Origin of the sequence: Saccharospirillum sp. (assembly GCF_040881935.1) — a bacterium.
Lineage (GTDB): Bacteria > Pseudomonadota > Gammaproteobacteria > Pseudomonadales > Natronospirillaceae > Saccharospirillum.
This window is the reverse complement of record NZ_JBBECH010000054.1, coordinates 73,984-95,206: the sequence shown is the minus strand read 5'-3', so window position 1 is coordinate 95,206 and position 21,223 is coordinate 73,984. Positions and strand designations below refer to the sequence as shown.

The following is a 21,223-nucleotide window of genomic DNA, read 5'->3' as shown; positions in this document are numbered from 1 at the left end:
CCGCAGCATCCCTGCTGCGGACTTCCCCACAGAGACACACCCGGCACCCGGCGCTTGTCTTTCCAGAGAATTCCCTAATTCGAGTTAATGCCTGTTCGTAAAACGACTCAGCGCTATTGCGCGCCTGTGTCGAATTCATTACCATGCCGCTCCCTGACTGAGACAACCCGGTCAGTTTGCGGACGTGGTGGAATTGGTAGACACGCCAGATTTAGGTTCTGGTGCCGTAAGGTGTGAGAGTTCGAGTCTCTCCGTCCGCACCATTCAAAGTTAGATACTCCCTTTTTCAGTCATCACTCAATGCTTACCTACCCTGGCATCGCTAGGCTTTTCTTGTTGTCTGAGCCTCCGCCCCTCATCACTGGCAATCGTTTTAATCACCAGCCCGGATACTTTCTGTCGCCCACAGAGTGGCCTCCTACAAAACCAACCCTTGCAATCACCCCCGACACAAAGGCACAATTCACACTTGTTATTTAATTAACATTTGTTAATCAGGCTGAAAATGACCGAAATCGAACTACAACTTCTGGCCGCCATCCGCGCCACGCCCATGGCTACCCAACAGCAGCTGGCTGATCAGTTGGGACTTAGCCGCGAATCTGTGGCCGGGCATATCATGCGGCTGACGCGTCAGGGCGTGATTCTGGGTAAGGGTTATTTGCTGCCCGATCAGGATCGGATTGTGGTGCTGGGAGGTGCCAATGTGGATTTGACCGGTCGCTGTCACGCAACGTATCGGTCTGGTGATTCCAACCCGGGTAGCCTGTCGCAAAGCGCCGGTGGCGTTGGCCGCAACATTGCCGAAAATCTGGCGCATCTGGGTCACGACGTGACGTTAATCACCCTGCTCGGCAACGACAATAACGGCGACTGGCTGCACCAGCGCATTGCTGCCGCTGGCATTCGAACCGATGGCCTGTTGCGCCACCCCAGCCTGCCGACCAGCACGTATCTGGCGATGAACGATCACAAGGGTCAGCTAATCGGCGCCCTGGCTGATATGGGCATTGCCGAAGCGCTGACGCCGGAAATACTGGCGCCGATGCGCTCTACACTGGTGGCGGCCGATGCCGTGGTGGTTGAAGCCAATGTTCCCGAGGCGACGCTGGACTGGCTGGCAACGCTGCCGCTGAAAGGCACGCTCTATGCCGATGCGGTCTCCACCGCCAAGGCACCTCGCCTGAAACCTCTGCTGCCGCATCTTACCGTTTTGAAGGTTAACTGCTCCGAGGCGGGCTCTCTTTTGGGTGAAACCGATATCGAGCCGGAAATACTGGCCAGTCAATTGCTGGCCCGGGGGGTTGAAACCGTAGCTCTGAGTCTGGGTCGGGATGGCCTGATGCTTTGCACCGACCAGCACCAGCACCGCCAGGGTATTTACCCGGCCCACATCGCCAGCGACACCGGTGCGGGCGATGCACTTGTCGCCGGGCTGATTCATGCCGACCGTGCGCACTGGGAGCTCTCTCACAAAGCAGCCTTCAGCCTCGGCTGTGCCGGGCTGACGCTGGAATCTAGCGGTGCCAACCACCCGCACCTTACCGAAACAACTGTTAATCAATGGATACTCGACCGATGAACACATATCTGGACATCAAACCTGAAGTGGCGGACGCTCTGGCTAAAGGCCAGCCGGTCGTCGCGCTGGAAAGCACCATCATCTCTCACGGCATGCCCTGGCCGGATAACGCTACTACCGCCAAGGAAGTGGAACAGATTATTCGCGATGCTGGCGCAGTACCCGCCACTATTGCCATCATCAATGGTCGCCTGAAAGCGGGGCTGACCGGTGATGAAATCGACACCCTGGCCAAGGCCGGTCAGTCAGTCGCCAAATGCTCCCGCCGCGATCTGCCTTTTGTGGTTGCTCAGGGTCAGCATGGTGCGACCACTGTCGCCGCTACCATGATCATTGCCGACATGGCCGGTATTCGTGTCTTTGCAACCGGCGGGATCGGCGGCGTGCATCGAGGTGCCCAGCAGAGTTTCGACATCTCGGCCGACTTACAGGAACTGGCACATACGTCTGTGGCCGTGGTCTGTGCCGGCGCCAAATCGATTCTCGATCTGGGCCTGACTCGTGAGTATCTGGAAACCCAGGGCGTGCCGATACTCGGTTACCAGACAGATTCGCTGCCCGCTTTTTATACCCGCACCAGTGAACACAGCGTCGATTACCGCCTCGACAGCGACACCGATATCGCCGCCTTTTTGAAAGCCAAATGGGGTATGAATCTGACCGGTGGCGTGGTGATCGCCAACCCAATTCCCGAAGCTCACGCCATGGACCCGGCCAAGATTCAGGCCGCTATCGACCAGGCACTGGCTGAGTCGGTCGACCAGGGCATCAGCGGCAAGGAATCGACACCCTTCCTGCTGGCCCGGGTTGCGGAGCTGACCGGCGGCGACAGCCTGGCCAGCAACATCCAACTGGTGTTCAACAACGCCCGGCTGGCGGCTGGCATCGCGCGTGAACTGATCGCCTGACCGATCTGGTTTCAGCAATCGCACTTCCTTACAGAGCCTCCGGTCCATTAAACCGGGGGCTTTTTTGTCAATTCCTATCAAACTTCCTGCATATCCCGATTAGCGGTTGCACAACGCTGCGCGGCTGGCTAGTTTATTGCTGAGATCAATGCAATATTTATACGATGGAGTCTTTGGCTTCGTAGTTACTCCAATAAAGTGCACTGCCGTACTGGTTAGCATTTAATGGAGTCCAGGGAGCGGAATGTGCTCTTGCGGAAGGGATGTCGTTAACTCAAATAAACAGAAAAGGTTAACGTTTCAATGCAGACCCACCCCATTGTTCGCCGATTTGTGTTGCTGTTCGCCTGCACGATGCCCGCATCGCTGTTCGCTGAAGACTTGCCACGCATCAATCTCTACACCGAAAACTACGGTACGTTCAATTACAGCCTGGAAGGCGCTGCCTATGAACACGACATCGAAGACATAGGTGGCACTGCCACCGAAATCGTCGAGAAGTTGTTCAATGAAGCCAACATCGACTTCAAACTGAGGCTGCGTACCTGGTCGGTTTCCTATGAGCGGGCCGTGGAACGACCCAATTACGGCGTGTATTCGACGGGTCGTACTGACTCAAGGGAAGCGCTGTTTGAATGGGTGGGCCCGGTCGGCCAGTATAACTGGATACTGCTGGCGAAAGAAGGCCATAATCTGAACATCGATAGCCTGAGCGATTTGAACGGGCTGCGCATTGGCGGCTATGAAGGCGATGCTGCGACGACCTTTCTACAGGGACAGGGTTATCAAGTCTCGACGCTGCCAAACGAATCGCTCAACGCACAGCGCCTGGCCAACGACCTGATTGATGTATGGATCACGTCAGATATCAATGGCTTCAAAATCGCTGCAGAAAGCGGCTACCCTGATGTCGAGGAAGCCTTCCGCATACGCACTGTTGGCCTCTACCTGGCCATGAACCCGGAGACCGATCCACGCGTCATCAACGCCCTGAACACGGCGTACGATAGCCTGATTGCCGAGGGCGAAATCGCCTTCGATTAACGGATCAGCCCCGGTAATAACGCTGCTCGACAAAAGGCATGCGGCTGACCGTCATCGGCAGCCGCTTGCCCCGCACTTCGGCAAATACCTCGGTCTCCAGCGCGCTGTAAGCGGTCTCGACGTAGCCCATCGCTATCGACAGCTCGGCGCTCGGCCCAAAGGTTCCGCTGGTAACCACACCAATGCGATCGCCTTCGGCGTTAAACAGCTCCGTTCCTTCACGCACCGGCGCCCGGCCAGTACCGACCAGGCCAACCCGCTTGCGCTGCCAGTCTTTGTTGGCTATCTGCCCCAGAATCACTTCTGCACCCACAAACCCGCCCGGGCGTTCACCATCGGCGCGGCGCGGTTTGGAAATTGCCCAGATCAGGCTGCCTTCCAGTGGTGTCGTGGTGGTATCAATGTCGTGACCGTACAAGCACAAGCCACTTTCCAGGCGCAGTGAATCCCGCGCGCCCAGACCGATCAGCTCGACCTCAGGCTCAGCCAGAAAGCGCCGAATCAGGCGGTCGGTATCGGTTGCCGGAATGGAGATTTCATAGCCGTCTTCACCGGTATAGCCGCTGCGCGAGACATAGCAGTCGGCGCCATCGAGCGTTAGTTGCCAGTTGTCCATAAACACCATTCTGGCGACGGCCGGTTCATACCGCGCCAACACGTCCACCGCCTTCGGGCCTTGCAGCGCGACCAGCGCCCGGTCGTCGAGCCGTTCCAGCGTAACGCCGTTGCTTAAGTGCGCTTCCAAATGGGCGATATCGGCTTCTTTACAGGCCGCATTCACCACCAGGTACAGGCAGTCCTCATACCGGGTAACCATCAGGTCATCCAGAATGCCACCGGTCTCGCTGGTAAAAATCGCATAACGCTGCTTACCCACCGGCAAGTCAATAATGTCGACCGGCACCAGTTTTTCGAGCTCAGCCGCCGCCTGCTCACCATGCAGCTTCAGCTGCCCCATGTGCGAGACATCAAACAGCCCCGCAGCAGACCGCGTATGCAAATGCTCCTGCTTAACCCCCAGCGGATACTGAACCGGCATCGAGTAACCCGCAAACGGCACCATGCGCGCGCCCATCTCAACATGAAGGTCAGTCAGCGGCGTAGTTTTCAAAGAATCTGTGCTATCAGTCATAGATCACCTATTGGCGGTTAAGCAGCCCGGAAGCCCATTCAGAAAAGTAGAGTGAACCGCATAATGCAACAACACCACCGTGTTTCCAATAGGAAACACGAGAAAGCAGGAGTCCCATTCAACCACGCAGACCAGCTTTGGGTGCCGGGTACTGGGTTGGCGGGGCGTCGGTCCCCATGGATGGGGACCGCCGAGCTTACATGGATGTACTTGCAGCGACCCGCCAAGCCAGTACCCGGTGGCCAAAGCGACTTCTGCCCTCGGCTTCAATTCAACCGACCTTAAAGAAGCCTCCCAGCTAAGCCGTCACCCACAGCACCTCGGCATCCTGGTCGCTGGTGGAGACCAGGGCGTGGCCCATGGTGCAGTCGTAGTAGGCGGAATCGCCCTCGTTTAGGGTGACTGGCTCGTAGAATTCGGTGTAGAAGAGGATCGAGCCTGAGAGGACGTAGAGGAATTCTTCGCCGTCATGGCGGATCCACTCGCCGAACTCGTCGAAGGTACGGGTATGGACCCGGGTGCGGAATGGCACCATTTTCTTCTGGGTGAGTTGGGTGGCGAGCAGCTCGTGTTCGTAGGTGGGGGTTGGGTGGGGCTTGCCTTCGCCCTTGCGGGTGATGTCGCGGCGGCCGCCGGCGCTTGCACCAGTGCGTGGCTGGGCGAACAATTGGGGAATATCGATGCCCAGCCCGTGGACCAGCTTGTTCACGGCGCTGAAGGTCGGTGAGATCTGCTCGTTCTCAATTTTCGACAGCGTGGAGCGGGCCAGCCCGGTGCGTTTGCTGGCTTCTTCGAGAGTCAGGTTCTGGCTCAGTCGTATAGCGCGGACACGCTGGCCCAGCTGTAATGGCTCCAGCGTGGCTTCTGTAGCGCTCTTGCGGGCAATGCGCATGGCTTTGGTCTCGCCTTCTTCGGCGGCCTGCTTCAGGAAATGCGGTTCGTCTGACATGCGTCGCCGGGCTCGCTGTAACGGTGGGTGATCACTGGTAAGGCACTGAGTATCGCACAGGCACCACAGGCAGGGAACGCTCGTTCTCTGATGATCCGCCTTTGTTTCCTATAAGAAATATTTGTTGTCATCATGAAAGGCCATTGCTACCCTTTCTGTTAACGAATACTGGCAACCTGACCGCTGCATCCGGGTTACCTGTCAAAACCGGCGCCCGCGCCGGTTTTGTGTTTCCGGGCTTGCCAAACCTGACTTTAAGATCAACTTTCGAGGACACGTCGATGACCGCCATTCCGACCGAACTGAGATACGCGAAAAGCCACGAATGGGTGCGCGACAACGGCGATGGCACCGTCACCGTTGGCATCACCGACCATGCCCAAACTCAGCTCGGTGACGTGGTGTTTGTTGAATTGCCAGAAGTCGGCCAGGAATTAAGTGCCGGTGGCGAGTGTGCGGTCATCGAATCAGTCAAGGCCGCCAGTGACATCTATAGCCCCATTTCAGGCACCGTCACCAGCGTCAATGACAACCTCGAAGACGCGCCCGAAACCATCAATGAAGCCTGTTATACCGATGGCTGGATCTTCACCCTGACGCCCGCCGCCGATACCGAACTGGACGCCCTGCTGACTGCAGATCAGTACCAGGCAAATATTACTTCAACGGACGCTTAGCAGCGTCCGGTTTGGAGGCCGGGTGTGCCTTGGTGCCTGAGGTCCGTGTCAGGCACCGGGTATGCCGCTCCGGGGTCGGCGTTAACCCATCCATGGGGCCTAGACCGCAACATCCATGTTGCGGACTTCCCCGGATCGGCATACCCGGCACCTGACACTCAGTTGATTACAAAGTCAGAACCTTAAGTCGACAGAACCTTTTTTTACTGTCAGTTCCACTCTCTTACCCCGAGGCACCCTCATGAACGCCAAGCTGCCACTTACCCGTAAACCCCTCGCCCAACTGGTCGGTGCCAGCTTTACCCAGCGCCATATCGGACCGGATGTGGCTGAACAGGCTTCCATGCTTTCCACTTTGGGCCTGGCTAACGTCAGTGAACTGATCGACCAGACAGTCCCAGGTGCCATTAGGCTGCAACGCCCGCTGGCGGTCGAGCCGGGTTTGAGTGAAGTTGAGGCACTGGCTGAATTGAAGCAGATCGCCAGTCAGAATCAGGTGTTTCGCTCTTACATTGGCCAAGGGTATTACAACACCCAACTGCCGGCCGTGATTGTGCGCAACGTTCTGGAGAACCCGGCCTGGTACACCGCCTATACGCCGTATCAACCGGAAATCTCCCAGGGCCGGCTCGAATCCCTGCTGAATTTCCAGCAGATCATCATGGATCTGACCGGGCTGGATTTGGCCAACGCCTCTCTGCTCGATGAAGCCACTGCCGCCGCCGAGGCGATGGCGTTGTGCCAGCGCGCTAACCGCCGTAACAAAAGCAATGTTTTCTTTGTCGCTGACGATGTGCACCCGCAGACCCTGGCCGTTCTGGAAACCCGGGCCGAGCATTTCGGGTTTGAATTGGTGGTTGCGCCCGCTGAACGCATCAGCGAACACAAACCGTTCGGCGCCCTGTTTCAGTACCCCGGTACCGATGGTCAGATTGCTGATTTGGGCAGTTTGATTACCAGCGCCAAGGCTCAGGGCGCTATGGTCGCCGTCGCCAGCGACCTGCTGGCACTGATGCTGTTGAAATCACCGGGTGAACTCGGTGCCGACATCGTGCTTGGCTCGGCCCAGCGCTTTGGCGTGCCGATGGGTTATGGTGGCCCGCACGCCGCTTTCTTTGCTGCCCGCGAAGACCTGAAACGCCAGGTACCCGGTCGTATTATCGGGGTTTCGGTCGATTCACGCGGTAACACTGCCCTGCGCATGGCGATGCAGACCCGGGAGCAGCATATTCGCCGCGAAAAGGCGACGTCGAACATCTGTACCGCCCAGGCCCTGCTGGCGAATTTGGCAGCATTCTATGCCGTTTACCACGGCCCTGAGGGTCTGAAGACCATCGCCGAGCGGGTGCACCGCCTGACGGCGATTCTGGCGCTGGGCTTGCAGAAGAGCGGCATCGGGGTGCCAAACCGTTTCTTCGATACCCTGACTCTCAGTGGCTTCGATGCCAGCGTACACGACCGCGCGCATCGCCAATTGGTCAACCTGCGCGACTTCCGCGATGGCCGTATCGGTATCAGTCTGGATGAGACCACCACCGAAGCTGATGTGCTGGATCTGTTCAGCATTCTGCTGGGCGACGACCATGGTCTAACCATCGCTGAGCTGGATGCCCAGTTGCTGACCGATAACACAATTGGTATCGACCCGGCCCAGCGCCGAACCGATGCGGTGCTGAGCCACCCGGTGTTCAACCGCTACCACAGCGAAACCGAGATGCTGCGGTACATCCGCTCGCTGGAAAACAAAGATTACTCCCTGGTGCACGGCATGATCCCGCTGGGTTCCTGCACCATGAAACTGAACGCCACCGCCGAGATGATTCCGGTCACCTGGCCGGAATTTGCCAATCTGCATCCTTTTGCCCCGGTTGAACAGGCACAGGGCTATGCCCGCTTGCTGGCGGATCTGGAACGGGATCTGGCGGAGATCACCGGTTACGATGCCATTTCGCTGCAACCCAACTCGGGTGCCCAGGGTGAATACGCGGGGTTGCTGGCCATTCGCCGCTATCAGCAGGCCATTGGCGAAGGTCAGCGCACCGTCTGCCTGATTCCCGCTTCGGCCCACGGCACTAACCCGGCGTCGGCGGCGATGATGAGCATGGACGTGGTGATCGTGAATTGTGACGATGAAGGTAACGTCGACCTGGCTGATTTGCGTGCCAAGGCCGAAGCCGCGGGCGACAGGCTTTCGGCCTGCATGATTACCTATCCGTCCACCCACGGCGTGTATGAGGAAGGGGTGCGGGAACTGTGTGACATCGTTCATGAGTTCGGCGGCCAGGTGTATCTCGATGGTGCCAACCTGAATGCCCAGGTCGGCCTGACACAGCCGGGCTTTATTGGCTCCGACGTGTCGCACCTGAACCTGCACAAGACCTTCGCGATTCCGCACGGCGGTGGTGGCCCGGGCATGGGGCCGATTGGGGTAAAAGCCCATCTGGCACCCTACCTGCCGGGCCACGTTGAAACCAAAGGCAACGGCGCTGTTTCGGCCGCGCCTTATGGTTCAGCGGGCATTCTGCCCATTACCTGGATGTACAACCGCATGCTGGGGCATGAAGGGCTGCGCCAGTCGTCGGAAATCGCCATTTTGAACGCCAACTACATCGCCGAATGCCTGAAAGACGATTACCCGGTGCTGTACCGGGGTCGCAATGGCCGGGTAGCCCACGAATGCATTCTCGACATTCGTCCGCTGAAAGCCGACACCGGCATCACCGAGGAAGACATCGCCAAGCGCCTGATGGACTATGGCTTTCACGCCCCGACCATGAGCTTCCCGGTACCGGGCACGCTGATGATCGAGCCGACTGAGTCGGAGTCCCAGGCTGAACTGGATCGTTTTATCGAGGCCATGAAAGGCATTCGTGCCGAGATCGAGCAGGTGAAGAGCGGACAGTGCAGCGATGAACAGAGCCCGCTGCGCCACGCGCCTCACACCCAGCAAGACCTGATCGGCGACTGGGACCGGCCCTACAGCCGTGAACAGGCGGTATTCCCGACCGCCGCCACCCGCGCGGCCAAGTTTTGGCCCGCGGTAAACCGGGTCGACAACGTACACGGCGACCGCAACTTTATGTGCAGCTGCCCGGGTACCGACACCTACCGGGATCGCTAACTTGACCTCTCCACCATGGCGGCCCATCCGGTGCCGCCGGTAAGAGTCTGTGCAGGCATACTGCACCCCGGGCAGCAGAGTGCTACATTAACCGGGAACCACTGCTAGCTGTAATGTGATGTCAGACTCAGTAGATGCACCCCGGGTTATACCGGAGAAGCCAAATCCGAACTCAACAGAGCTTTTTATGGCCGTGTCCCGAGCGTCGCGCCATCTGATGCGTCCCGGCGGATGGCGCAAGGGCATTGCCGACTTTCTGGCTGCCCTGGGCGCAGCCACCCAGACCAACCGGGCCTGGGTGTTTGAAGTGGTTGATCAGGGGCCAGATCATTATGTGACTAACTTCATTTACGAATGGTCGTCCGCTCCCGAATATTCAAACATCAACGATCCCCGCTTCAACCACAAGAGAGTCGCTATCGCTAACGACGACACTCGTGAATTTTATCAGGCTCGCCTGAACGGTGAGATACTCTTTCATCAGCGCACGAATCTCGGCCCCTACTTACAACACGAGTTCGAACTGCAAGGTATCCACTCCATGCTGACGATACCCATCACTGTCGAGGGTTGCTGGTGGGGCATTCTGGGCTTTGATGATTGTGATGCACCGCGCGAATATTCCAACAGCGTGATCGCTGCGCTTGAAATCGCCGCAACGCTGATCACAAATGGCATATTGCGCGAACGGCTGGAATGGGAAGTTAATCACGACTATCTGACTGGCCTGTACAACCGCCGTGCGCTGATTCGGCGCATTAAGCAATCGTTACAGAAATCACCAACGCTGGGCTCGCTGATCATTATCGACTTGGACGATTTTAAACGCATCAACGACACCCTGGGTCATCAAGCTGGCGATGCGGTGCTCAGAAACATCGCCAACACCTTACGCACTGTTCTGCCGGAGAACGCCACCCTGTCGAGATTTGGGGGCGAGGAATTTGCACTCTGGGTCGCTGCAAACGGCCCGACAGCCTGCACACTGGCAGAAACTCTGCGCCAGAAACTGCAGGAACATCGCATTACCTGGCGAAAAACCGAACTGACCATCTGTGCCAGCTTCGGTGTCGCCCAAATGCGTCCGCACCCGCATCATGAATCCACCCAGGTCATGTTCGACAAAGTGTTCGCCCGAGCGGACCGGGCTTTATTCAAGGCCAAGGACGCCGGACGAAACCGGGTCGTGTATAGCGACTGACACATCACTCCATTACGACAGCTGGAACCGGTTTGAATTTTTATTGTGACCTCAGCGGCCCGGTTCACATTCCGGGTGCCCACATCAACCTCTTCTGCACCCGCTTCCATTTCTATTACTACATCCTGAATTCCGCTCTAGCAGACATGAATCCGGCCAAAATGCAGGTGGTTTCATGAAGGTTTTGTAGAAGAAGGTTATTTCACAGCACTTGCTGGTTACAGAGCGGCCTGAGTCGCTCTGTAACTGGTGCCGTCATCAGGCTGTAGCAGAAGAACTGCGGGGGCGAGAGGGTCTTGGCTTGCGACGCACGGTCGGCTTGTTGGCAGGGGTGTCTGAACGGCGATCGTTGCGGTCACCGGACGAACGGCCCTGGCTGTTGCCACTGCCATTGCGTGACGATTGCGGACGACTTGGCCGTGAACTGCTGGCCGGACGTTTGCTGCTGGGGCGACCTTCCGGTACTCGCTGATCGGGCTCGAAGCCCTCAATTTCGGTGCGTTCGATGCGCTGGCTGGTCAGCTTTTCGATGCCGGCCAGAAAGTCCGCTTCATCGGCACTGACCAGGGAAATCGCCTTGCCCGATGCACCGGCACGACCGGTACGGCCAATGCGGTGCACGTAGTCTTCGGCGATGTTGGGCAGATCGAAATTCACCACCTGCGGCAGCTGGTCGATGTCCAAACCCCGGGCGGCGATGTCGGTCGCAACCAGAATACTGACTTTACCGGCCTTGAAGTTGGCCAGTGCCTTGGTACGGGCACCCTGGCTCTTGTTGCCGTGAATGGCAGCAGCGCGAATGTCGTTCTTTTCCAGAAACTCGGTCAGTTTGTTGGCGCCGTGCTTGGTGCGGGTGAACACCAGCGCCTGCTGCCAGCTGCCGTCGTGAATCAGCTTGGCCAGCAGGGCGGGCTTGCGCTTTTTATCGACGGTGTGCACCAACTGAGTCACCGTGGCGGCCGTGGTGTTGCGCGGCGTGACGGAGATTTCAACCGGGTCGTTCACCAGGCCTTTGGCCAGGGTGCGAATATCCGGTGAAAAGGTAGCTGAAAACAACAGGTTCTGGCGCTCTTTGGGCAGCACGGCCAGAATTTTCTTGATGTCGTTGATGAAGCCCATGTCGAGCATGCGGTCGGCTTCGTCCAGCACCAGTACTTCGAGTTGCTTGAAGTTAACCGCACGCTGGTTAAACAAATCGAGCAGACGACCCGGTGTGGCCACCAGGATGTCGGCGCCTTTGCGCAGGGCCATCATTTGCGGGTTAATTTTAACGCCACCGAAGACAACGGTTGAGCTCAGGTTCAGGTGGCGGCCGTAAGTAACGACGCTTTCCTGGATCTGGGCGGCCAGTTCCCGGGTTGGGGTCAAAATCAGTGCGCGGGTGCTGTTGCTGCGGGCACGTTCGCCGTCAGCAAGGCGTTGCAACAAGGGCAGGGTAAAGCCTGCGGTTTTGCCGGTGCCGGTTTGGGCAGCGGCCATCACATCACGGCCTGATAGTACGGCGGGTATAGCCTGGGCCTGAATGGGTGACGGTGTATCATAGCCTTGGTCGGCCACTGCTTTCTGCAGTGGCAATGACAGGCCGAGAGAGGCAAAGCTCATAGTTCGGAGATTCTCTATTTTGAAAAGCAAAGATGGGTGACCCATCCTTTTAACAGGCAGGTCGCGACGCCCGTTTTTGAGCGGCGGTGCAGCTTACAGGAAGCGGCGTTACAACGCCATGGTTGGGGGCGAATCAACCAGCCGAGATCGTAACGTCGGCCAAACGGCTGCGCCGTCCCACGGGCTGGGGTTCTATACAGGTTTTCCGCACTTCATCCAAAACCTCTCAGAGCTCAGCGGTTAAACGCTTCAATTACTTCACGGGGAATGGCCTGGGATTTGATCTTATCGGCATCGTCCGGGTCACGCCCAACCCAGACCCGGGTTTCGAAACCCTCTACAGCCAGGGCATCGCCTTTCAAAATACTGTGGTGCACATCGAAACTGCTGCGCCGAAATTCGGTAACGGTCGATTCAATCACCACCTCTTCGCCAAAATGGGACGGGATATAAAACTTCGAACGGGTATCGACCATGGGTATACCGACCATGTCGAACTGCTTGAGCATGTCGAATTTTGGAAAGCCGGCTTTGGCAAACAGCTTGCCGGTACAGGCATCGAAGTACGCAAAATAACGGGGGTAAAAAACGATGCCGGCCGGATCGCAATCACCCCACTCAATGGTTTGTGTATGTCGGTTGATGAGCATGGGATGATCCTTAGTCGGTGAGTGTCATGACAGCGGCGGACGGGATTGACTGGTATATCTCGTCAACCACTTTGGCGCGGTTTTCCAGCACGGCGCGCTGATTAATCGAGCCTTTGTCGGTAATTTCATGAGCATCGAGACGCGGCAGTTCCGTGAGTAACACCAAACGTTCAACGCGGTTCGAACTGCCCGTGCTGCTGGCCTTCAGGTCACGCAGCAATTGCTTGAAGCGTTCAATGACAACGGGGTGTTTCACCACGTCGTCGATCTCGGCGTCTGCATCCAAACCAGCCAGAAGACGACACTGCTCCCGCTCGGGGAACACCAATGCGGAAACAAAAGCCCGATCGAGCCCGGCGATAACGACGTCCTGAACCACAGGCGCACCGGCGTCAATAATTCGCGCGCGCAACGGCCCGACACTGACCCAGGTGCCGGTGTTGAGTTTGAAGTCTTCCGAGATGCGGCCATCGAATTTCATGCCGCGCTGCGGGTTTTCCGGGTCGATGAATTTGGCGGCATCGCCCAGACAATAGAAGCCTTCTTCATCAAACACCTTGGCGGTCACATCCGGCTGGCGCCAATATCCCGGCATGACATTCGGACCTTTGACCCGGCATTCAAGCTTGCCGCCATTGGGTACCAGCTTTACCGCAACCCCCAAAGCCGGTAGACCGATCACACCGGATTGCGATTCTTCCAGCGAGGCAAACATCGCCGACGGAGCGGTTTCAGTTGCCCCCAATCCGGTCAACATTCCAATTTTGGCGCCGATGGTTTTAATGGCCAGGTTGTCCAGCTTGTCCCAGACGTGCTGGGAAAGCCCGGCACCGGCAAAGAACATCAGATTCAGGTCCCGGAAGAAGCGTTCGCGTAACGCATTGTCTTGCTCCAGCCGGTCGGCCAGTAGTTCAAACCCTTTGGGTACGTTGAAGTAAACCGTCGGCGAAATTTCCTGGAGGTTATGGATTGTGCGCTCAAACAAGGCAGGCGTCGGCTTGCCATCGTCGATGTACAAGGTACCGCCGTTGTACAACACAATGCCCACGTTGTGGTTGCCACCGAAGGTATGGTTCCAGGGCAACCAGTCGAGCAATACCGGCGGCTCTTTTTTCAGAAAGGGCATAACTGCGGCAAGCATCTCCTGGTTCGATGCCAGCATCCGGTTGGTGTTGATAACGCCTTTGGGCATGCCGGTTGAACCGGAGGTAAACAGAAACTTGGCAATGGTATCGGGCGTTAATGCGGCATGCGCCTGGTCGACTGCATCAGTAACCGGTGTCGACACCAGACTGCTGAACGGTTGTGAAGTGCCAGTGTAACCGGTGGTATCCAACGCAATCACCTGGGCATCATCTGCTGCGATGGCATTGAGAGCGTCGCCATAATCGCTGGCGTTGTCGACAAAATAGGCTCCGGGCGTGAGCAGTTCACAGATGTATTTGGCCTTGCCAAAGTCTTTACTGATCAGACAATAAGCCGGTGACAAGGGCGCATAGGGTATGCCCACATACATCGCTGCCAAAGCCAGCAATAAATGCTCGGTACTGTTGCCACTCAAAATCGCAAGAGGTCGTTCGGGCGTCAGCCCCATATCCAACAGCGCCTGCGCCAGTGACCGAACCCGTTGCAGCGTTTCACCATAACTGACCGGTTCCCATTCACCTTCGCTGTTGCGCTCAGCCACAAACACCCGGTCTGTCGCAACGCTGGCCCAGTGATCCAACCGTTCGATTAACGTATCGGGGTAGGCCGGTAGCTGCTCTTCGGTTTCCAGCAACTGAGTGCCGTCGGAACGCTTCGTCAATCGAGCGGTCGCCTGACCGATTTCAATATCGCGGTAACCTGTTGCCATTTCCTCACCTTTTTATTTTAGTCACCCGGCTCTCTTTTTGTTGCGAGCGTGGGTTGTTACTGTGGTTAACGTTGAATTTTATGCGGTGGCAATCGTTCGGGTTGCAGGCCCGCTTCACTCCGTGCCGTTTTGGAGGCACATCCCTGTGCCGCCAAACGGCACGCGGGCGTCCTGCCCGCTACTGCGTGAAACGCCCCTGCAACCCTGTGTTAATTGCCAACCTAAACTTTAAAAATCTTAAAACTATTTTTTCATTTTCAGGTTAAGCGTCGCCACCAAACTAAGAGCAAGCTGCCGGGTGTACCTATCCGGGGTAGTCCGCAGCAAGGATGCTGCGGACTAGGCTCCATGGATGGATTCACGCCGACCCCGGATAGGTATACCCGGCTGCTGGCACGAACTCCTGGCAAAAAACTCACCCGAACTGGTACTGGCCAATGCCACGGTCCGCATTTTGAACCCGGTCCAGATGCACTCGTATTTCTGGCAAATGGTGCGCGCAGTAGAACGCCAGTAAGGCCTGGATGTTGTTTCGTTCTTTGGGCGATACTGTGTCGTTTTCGGCGGCCAGCACTGACAAGGCCAATTGCCAGCCGAGAGCCAGAATGCCGGTGGCTTCCAATAGAGCTACTGACGCTGCGTGCATTAGGGTGGCGTTGCTGGCCTGGTGTTCGAGCAGGTCGCGGGCGGTGTTGTGCAGTGCATCTATTTTTCGGGTTAGCAGTGCCCAGTCTGTTGAACATTCCGGATGTTCGCTGAGTGGCTGAAGGTCGGTTTTTATACGGTTCAGCCAGTCGTAAAATATTTCGCCATTGTCGCGCTGGAGTTTTCTGAACAGAAAGTCTTGCGCCTGGATGCCGGTGGTGCCTTCGTAAATAGTGCTGATGCGCAGGTCGCGATAAAACTGAGCGACGCCGGTTTCTTCGATGAACCCCATGCCGCCGAATATTTGAATGGCATCGCCGGTTAAGCGGTTTGCCATTTCGGTAACGTGTGCCTTGAATATTGGTGTGAGTAAATCGAGTTCCTGTTGTGCTTGCTGCGACTCGGGGTGATGTTTTTCTCGTGCGCAATCAACTTTGTGGCCGAGGTGCAGGCCCAGCATTCGCGCCGCAAACAGGCAGCTGCGCATACCGAGTAGCAGACGTTGGATGTCCGGGTGTTCGACGAGGGCTACTGGGCTCTTGCCGGTTTCTACGTGGCGGCCCTGCTGACGTTCTTGCGCCCAGGCGAGTGCCGCCTGGTAGGCTCGTTCAGCTACAGCTACGCCTTGCAAGCCAACGCTTAACCGGGCTTCGTTCATCATTACGAACATGACCGACAGGCCACGATTCGGTTCGCCGACTAATTGGCCCCAGGCGCCCTGGTTGCCACCCAGTTGCAACGAACAGGTTGGGCTACCGTGCAGGCCGAGTTTGTGTTCGATGCCGGTGCAGGCCACGTCATTGGGTTGCAATTGACCGTCTTGCGTTTCAACGTGACTGGGCACGGCAAACAGGGAAATGCCTTTGCTGCCTGCCGGTGCATCGGGCAATCGTGCCAGCACCAGATGCAGTTTGCGTTCTGTAAAATCGTGATCACCGTAGGTGATAAATTGCTTGTCGCCCTGCAAACGGTAGCCGCCCCGCTCATCGGCTGTGGCCCGGGTTTTCATCAGCCCGAGGTCTGACCCGGCCGCGGGTTCAGTCAGCGCCATGGTGGCGGTCCAGTCGCCGCTGACCAGGTGTGCTCCGTACTGTTCGATCAAGTTCGTATCACCACTGGCCAGTAAGGCTTCGACAGCACCTTCGGTCAGTGGTTGCACCAGGCTGAACGCCAGGTTCGCACTTTGCCAGCCTTCTGTGACGGCCATGGCCAATACCTTGGGCAACGCCTGGCCACCCAGGGATTCCGGCAAACACAGGCCTGTCCACCCTGCTTCCCGGAATTGCGCGTAGGCCTCTGCCCAGCCATCCGGAGTTGTCACTTTGCCCTGGTCGAGACGACAGCCTTGCTGATCACCGGTTGCATTCAACGGCGCCAGAACCTGCTCGGCGAAGCGGGCCGCTTCTTCGATAACGGCGCTCATCAGTTCATCGTCGAGCGCTTCGCAGGCGGGCAACCGGTTCAACCGGTCACGACCGATTAAATGCTGCAGCCCGAAACGGATGTCTTCTACCGGCACACGATAGGCAGTCATGCGGTTACCTCGCCGCCATGCGCAACGCGCCATCGAGGCGAATGACTTCGCCGTTGAGCATGGGGTTTTCCAGAATATGAGCGGCGAGCGCGGCAAATTCTTCAGGCTCACCCAGGCGGGCCGGAAAGGGCACGGAATCGCCGAGTGATTGCTGCACTTCTTCGGGCAATACCGACATCATCGGTGTTTTAAACAGCCCGGGCGCTATGGTCATTACCCGAATGCCGAAGGCCGACAATTCCCGTGCCAGTGGCAGCGTCATGCTGACGATGCCACCTTTGGATGCGGCGTAGGCTGCCTGACCAATCTGGCCATCGTAGGCAGCGACCGAGGCGGTATTGATGATAACGCCCTGCTCCAGACCTTCGTTCGGCGGTGAGTGTTGCATCGCCTCGGCGGCCAGGCGGATCATATTGAAGGTACCGATCAGGTTGACCTGAATGGCTCGCGAAAACGTGTCCAGGCGGTGCACGCCCTTACGCCCAAGCACGCGCTCGGCACCAGGAATGCCTGCGCAATTAATCAGCGCATTGAGTGGACCCCAGCGCTCCTGAAGCGCGGCCAGGGAGGCGCTAACTTGGGTTTCATCGGTGATGTCGGTATGCGCAAAGACAGCGTTGTCGCCAAGCTCGGCGGCCAGTTTTTGACCGGCTTCATCGTTTACATCGGCCAGGGTAACCCGGGCACCGGCGGCGACTAAATGCCGCGCCACCGCTTCACCGAGCCCGGAACTGGCGCCAGTAACCAGAGCGTTGAGTTCAGACAGTTTCATAACGCCCCCTTAACCCGCATTTTCCAGCAGCACGCTGATGCCCTGCCCACCCCCGGCACAGGCCGAGGAAATGCCAAACTGTTCACCGCTTTCTTTCAATTGACGCGCAACGGTGTGAGTGAGGCGCACGCCGGTGACGCCCAGCGGGTGACCGATGGCGATGGCGCCGCCATTCACGTTTACCTTATCGCGGTCGAGCCCGAGCTCACGCTCAACAGCAATATACTGGGCGCCAAAGGCTTCGTTGATTTCGATACGGCCAATGTCGGCCAGTTTCATTTTCTGATTGGCCAGCACGCTGCTGATCGCCGGTGCCGGGCCGATGCCCATGATTTCTGGCGGCACACCGACTACTGAGCCACCGACAATGCGCGCCAGTGGTTTCAGCCCGTGAGCTCGCACGTATTCACCCGAGGCAACCAGCACAGCGGCAGCGCCATCGACAATGGCTGAGGAGTTACCCCCGGTTTGCACGCCGCCGAAAGCCGGGCGCAGCTTGTTCAGAATCTCCAGCGGGCTCGACCGAACGTGACCGTCCCGATCGAAACTGGCGGCGCGATCCGACAGCTTGAGACCCCGGTTTTTATAGCCTTCCAGCGGGAAGTCGGTGTTGGTGACCGAGACCACTTCGTCGTTGTAAAAACCCCGGTCCCAGGCATCGATGGCGGCGGCAAAACTGCGCGCTGCATAGTCATCGACCTCAGCCCGGCTGATGTCGTAGCGTTTGGCCAGCTCTTCGGCGGTGTGGCCCATGGCCATATCCGGGGCGGTGTCGATCATCGCTTCCCAGAGGAAATCACCGAACTCTACCTGGCCCAGTTTGAAGCCAGCACGCTGGGTATAAGACGCCACCGGGTTGCGGGACATCGACTCGGCACCGGCACAGAGCACCAGTTTCGCCTTGCCGAGTTTGATCTGGTCGGCAGCGGTCAGAATGGCTTCGAAGCCGGTGGCGCACAGTCGGTGCACCAGCAGCGAAGGGGCGGTTTGTTTTACACCGGAGTACAAACCGATGTGGCGCGGCAGCATGAAGGCATCAAAGCTAGCCTGGGCCACGCTGCCCGCAATCACAGCATCAACGTCACTGGCGGGAATGCCGCTGTGTTCGAAAGTGGCGCGGGCTGCGTAAATGCCAAGATCAATTGGAGACACTTCACGCAGTACGCCGCAGTAGTCGGCAAACGGCGTACGCCTTCCGTCTACCAGATAGATATCGTCGTATTGGGACAAGAGCGCATCGCGCTCGGAAGCCTGATAAGTAGTGCTCATGATCATTTCTTCCTGTTCAGAAATTGGCCTATGCGGGCCTGAACCTCGGGGCTGGTCTGGGTCATGCCGGCGACCAGCGATTCGGTAAAGAGACCGTCGTCCATCGACATGCTGTCGATGCGGCTCATGGCGCTGACCATGGCCCAGTTCGACAACGGTGAGTTCTGCGCGATGCTGGCGGCCAGCTCGCGGGCTTTGGCCTCGCCTTCACCCGAGCCAACCCGGTAATGCGCCAGACCCAACCGCTCACCTTCATCGGCATTCAGGGTTCGACCGGTCAGCATCATTTCCGTCATCCGGCCCGCACCAATAACGTTGGCCACTCGCACCGAGGCACCGCCGCCAACGAAGATGCCGTGCCGGCCTTCGGGCAACCGAAAGAAGGTGGAATCTTCTGCAATGCGGACATGAGCGGTCGACGCCAGCTCAAGCCCGCCGCCAATCACGGCGCCTTTAAGCACGGCAACGATAGGGATGCCCGCGTTGGTCATTTTGCCAAACACCCGGTGCCACATCTGGGAGTGACGCACTACTTCAAACGGCTCCCGGGCCTGATGTTCGGCCAGATCCAGACCGGCACAGAAGTTGTCGCCAGACCCGGTCAGAATCACCACGCGAATGGACGCGTCCAACGGGTTGAACAGTGCTTCCAGTTCGAGCAGCAAAGCATCGTTAATGGCATTGTGTTTCGCGGGACGATTAAGGCAAACATGGGCGATACCATCGTTTACGTCCATTGATACCAGTGCGGTGTCGGTCATAGCAACCCATCCTGTTCGGGTTGGCGGCGCCCGATAGAAAGACCACTATCCAGATGCCGCCCATGAATTCGTTAAGCGAAGACTACCGATTAATTGTTGTATTTGTAAACAATTTATTTTTAATCATTTTTAGCGATAAGCCGCCACTGGTTTGGAACAAAACGCTCTATATAAAGGCTATACCCAGACTCCATGCGGCTTACACTACCTCTTATTCAGTATGGCTGTCGTCAGTATTTATCCAATTTATGTTGATAAGCACAACAATATATGACATAAACAACACAGATCTTACCCGGCGCCTGACCGCGCCGACTGAACACCGGCACCACTAACCAATACAACAAGACACAAAAGAGGTTATAGAGATGCGTAAGACTCGATTTCTCGCCACCCTGACCCTGAGCGCAGCAACACTCGCCTTTGCCGCCCAGGCCGTCCACGCCGAAAATATGCGCCTGGCTCCGGGCACGCCGCCTGCCCACCCAGGACATACGCCGCTGTTTACCAGCTTCCAGGAACAACTCGCCGATAAAACCGGCAACCGGATGAACAGCACCATTCTGGGCACGGAAGTCGCCAATCTGGGCAACATGCGTACTGCCGTTACCAGCGGCCTGGCCGATGCGGGTATGTTCCTGCCTGCTTATTTCCCATCGGATTTGCCGGAAATCAACCTGGTCGGTGACCTCTCGTTTCAGGGCACCAACTCCCAGGCCATGGGCGCTGCGATGACCGACTACATCGTCAATTGCGCCGACTGCCAGGACAACCTGAAAAACCTGGGCATTGTCTACACCAGCAGCCACGCTTCAGACCTGTATCAGTTACTGACGACCGAACCGGTCAGCGACATTGACGACTTACAGGGTTTGCGCTTGCGTGCCGGCAACCCCCAATACGCTCGCTGGGCAAGCACCATGGGTGCGTCACCATCAAACACCTCGGTCGGCGAAACCTTTGAAGCCATCTCCCAGGGCATTCTGGATGGCACCATCGCTTCCTCGGCGGATCTGATCTCCTTCCGGCTGGACGATGTCATCACACACATCACCACCATTCGCCTGGGCACCTACCACTCCACCATTTCGCACGCCTTTGGCCGCAACAGCTGGGCACGTCTGAGCGAAGCAGACCGCAAGATGCTGGCTGAATCATCCAGCCTGTCTAGCGCACTGGCTACCCAGCGCTGGGCTCACGAAATGCCCGCTGAAGCCGAGGCACTGGCGCGCAATGAAGGCATCGAGTTTGTTGAACCCAGCCAGGCATTGCTAGACGCAACCGCCACCTTTGTTGAAGACGACATGGCTCAGGTCGTTGCCGATGCTGAATCGCGGTATGGTCTGGAAAACGTGGAAGCCAAGCTGGAGCAGTTCACGACGCTGGTCGATAAATGGACCGAGATTGCCACAGAACTCGATGACGACCCCGAGGCCATTGCTGAACGGGTGAACGAGGAAGTCTGGGCCAAGGTCGACTTTTCTACCTATGGTGTTCAGTAACCCCTGCATGTACTAAATT

General features: G+C 57.5%; 16 protein-coding genes and 1 tRNA gene. 8 read left to right on the top strand and 9 right to left on the bottom strand.

The genetic code is table 11. The features are described 5' to 3' along the window. Positions 1-178: 178 nt before the first annotated feature. The 4 genes from WEB54_RS09975 (at position 179) to WEB54_RS09960 (ending at position 3,534) form a co-directional block, all read left to right on the top strand. Positions 179-263 (top strand) — tRNA-Leu (locus WEB54_RS09975). A gap of 242 nt (positions 264-505) precedes the next feature. Beyond that, on the top strand, positions 506-1,582 hold the full coding sequence (locus tag WEB54_RS09970; RefSeq protein WP_368054703.1) for a PfkB family carbohydrate kinase: 1,077 nt from the start codon (positions 506-508) through the stop codon (positions 1,580-1,582). Continuing rightward, on the top strand, positions 1,579-2,490 hold the full coding sequence (locus WEB54_RS09965; protein WP_368054701.1) for a pseudouridine-5'-phosphate glycosidase: 912 nt from the start codon (positions 1,579-1,581) through the stop codon (positions 2,488-2,490). Before WEB54_RS09970 ends, WEB54_RS09965 begins: the two co-directional genes overlap by 4 nt. 303 nt (positions 2,491-2,793) lie before the next feature. Further along, entirely contained in the window at positions 2,794-3,534 is a 741-nt protein-coding gene (locus tag WEB54_RS09960; protein WP_368055352.1) for a substrate-binding periplasmic protein, read from the top strand. Positions 3,535-3,538: 4 nt separating this feature from the next. Here WEB54_RS09960 and gcvT read toward each other — a convergent pair whose 3' ends face one another. Further along, positions 3,539-4,666, bottom strand: a complete 1,128-nt coding sequence (gene gcvT / locus WEB54_RS09955; RefSeq protein ID WP_368055350.1) for a glycine cleavage system aminomethyltransferase GcvT — start codon at positions 4,664-4,666, stop codon at positions 3,539-3,541. Positions 4,667-4,964: 298 nt separating this feature from the next. Beyond that, a complete protein-coding gene (locus WEB54_RS09950; RefSeq protein ID WP_368054255.1) occupies positions 4,965-5,558 on the bottom strand; it encodes a helix-turn-helix domain-containing protein in 594 nt (197 codons plus the stop codon). 338 nt (positions 5,559-5,896) lie between these two features. On the opposite strand from WEB54_RS09950, the gene gcvH reads away from it, so the two are divergent. From gcvH to WEB54_RS09935, 3 genes are all read left to right on the top strand, one after another. Then, on the top strand, positions 5,897-6,292 hold the full coding sequence (gene gcvH, locus WEB54_RS09945; RefSeq protein ID WP_368054253.1) for a glycine cleavage system protein GcvH: 396 nt from the start codon (positions 5,897-5,899) through the stop codon (positions 6,290-6,292). A 241-nt stretch (positions 6,293-6,533) separates the two neighbouring features. After that, positions 6,534-9,413 (top strand): aminomethyl-transferring glycine dehydrogenase, encoded by a 2,880-nt coding sequence (gene gcvP / locus WEB54_RS09940; protein WP_368055348.1) that lies wholly within the window; start codon positions 6,534-6,536, stop codon positions 9,411-9,413. Between the two features lie 187 nt (positions 9,414-9,600). After that, positions 9,601-10,614 (top strand): diguanylate cyclase, encoded by a 1,014-nt coding sequence (locus WEB54_RS09935; RefSeq protein ID WP_368055346.1) that lies wholly within the window; start codon positions 9,601-9,603, stop codon positions 10,612-10,614. A 258-nt stretch (positions 10,615-10,872) separates the two neighbouring features. Here WEB54_RS09935 and WEB54_RS09930 read toward each other — a convergent pair whose 3' ends face one another. The 7 genes from WEB54_RS09930 to WEB54_RS09900 all read right to left on the bottom strand — a co-directional run bounded on the left by WEB54_RS09930 (position 10,873) and on the right by WEB54_RS09900 (position 19,702). Continuing rightward, positions 10,873-12,216 carry a DEAD/DEAH box helicase gene (locus WEB54_RS09930; protein ID WP_368055344.1) on the bottom strand — a complete coding sequence of 448 codons (1,344 nt, stop codon included), beginning with the start codon at positions 12,214-12,216 and terminating at the stop codon, positions 10,873-10,875. Positions 12,217-12,449: 233 nt separating this feature from the next. Further along, positions 12,450-12,866: an acyl-CoA thioesterase gene (locus WEB54_RS09925; RefSeq protein ID WP_368055343.1), complete on the bottom strand. Its 417-nt coding sequence runs from the start codon at positions 12,864-12,866 to the stop codon at positions 12,450-12,452. A gap of 10 nt (positions 12,867-12,876) precedes the next feature. Next, complete coding sequence (locus WEB54_RS09920; protein WP_368055341.1) at positions 12,877-14,721, bottom strand: feruloyl-CoA synthase; 1,845 nt, start codon at positions 14,719-14,721, stop codon at positions 12,877-12,879. 415 nt (positions 14,722-15,136) lie between these two features. Further along, positions 15,137-16,900 (bottom strand): acyl-CoA dehydrogenase, encoded by a 1,764-nt coding sequence (locus WEB54_RS09915; RefSeq protein WP_368055340.1) that lies wholly within the window; start codon positions 16,898-16,900, stop codon positions 15,137-15,139. Positions 16,901-16,904: 4 nt separating this feature from the next. Further along, on the bottom strand, positions 16,905-17,672 hold the full coding sequence (locus WEB54_RS09910) for a 3-hydroxyacyl-CoA dehydrogenase (RefSeq protein WP_368055338.1): 768 nt from the start codon (positions 17,670-17,672) through the stop codon (positions 16,905-16,907). A 9-nt stretch (positions 17,673-17,681) separates the two neighbouring features. Next, the gene (locus WEB54_RS09905; protein WP_368055336.1) at positions 17,682-18,941 is read right to left on the bottom strand and encodes an acetyl-CoA C-acyltransferase; all 1,260 of its coding nucleotides are present in this window, start codon (positions 18,939-18,941) and stop codon (positions 17,682-17,684) included. Positions 18,942-18,943: 2 nt separating this feature from the next. After that, on the bottom strand, positions 18,944-19,702 hold the full coding sequence (locus tag WEB54_RS09900; RefSeq protein WP_368055334.1) for a crotonase/enoyl-CoA hydratase family protein: 759 nt from the start codon (positions 19,700-19,702) through the stop codon (positions 18,944-18,946). A gap of 368 nt (positions 19,703-20,070) precedes the next feature. Between WEB54_RS09900 and WEB54_RS09895 the strand changes: the two genes are divergently transcribed. Next, positions 20,071-21,204 (top strand): C4-dicarboxylate TRAP transporter substrate-binding protein, encoded by a 1,134-nt coding sequence (locus WEB54_RS09895; RefSeq protein WP_368055332.1) that lies wholly within the window; start codon positions 20,071-20,073, stop codon positions 21,202-21,204. The last annotated feature ends 19 nt before the right edge of the window (positions 21,205-21,223 follow it).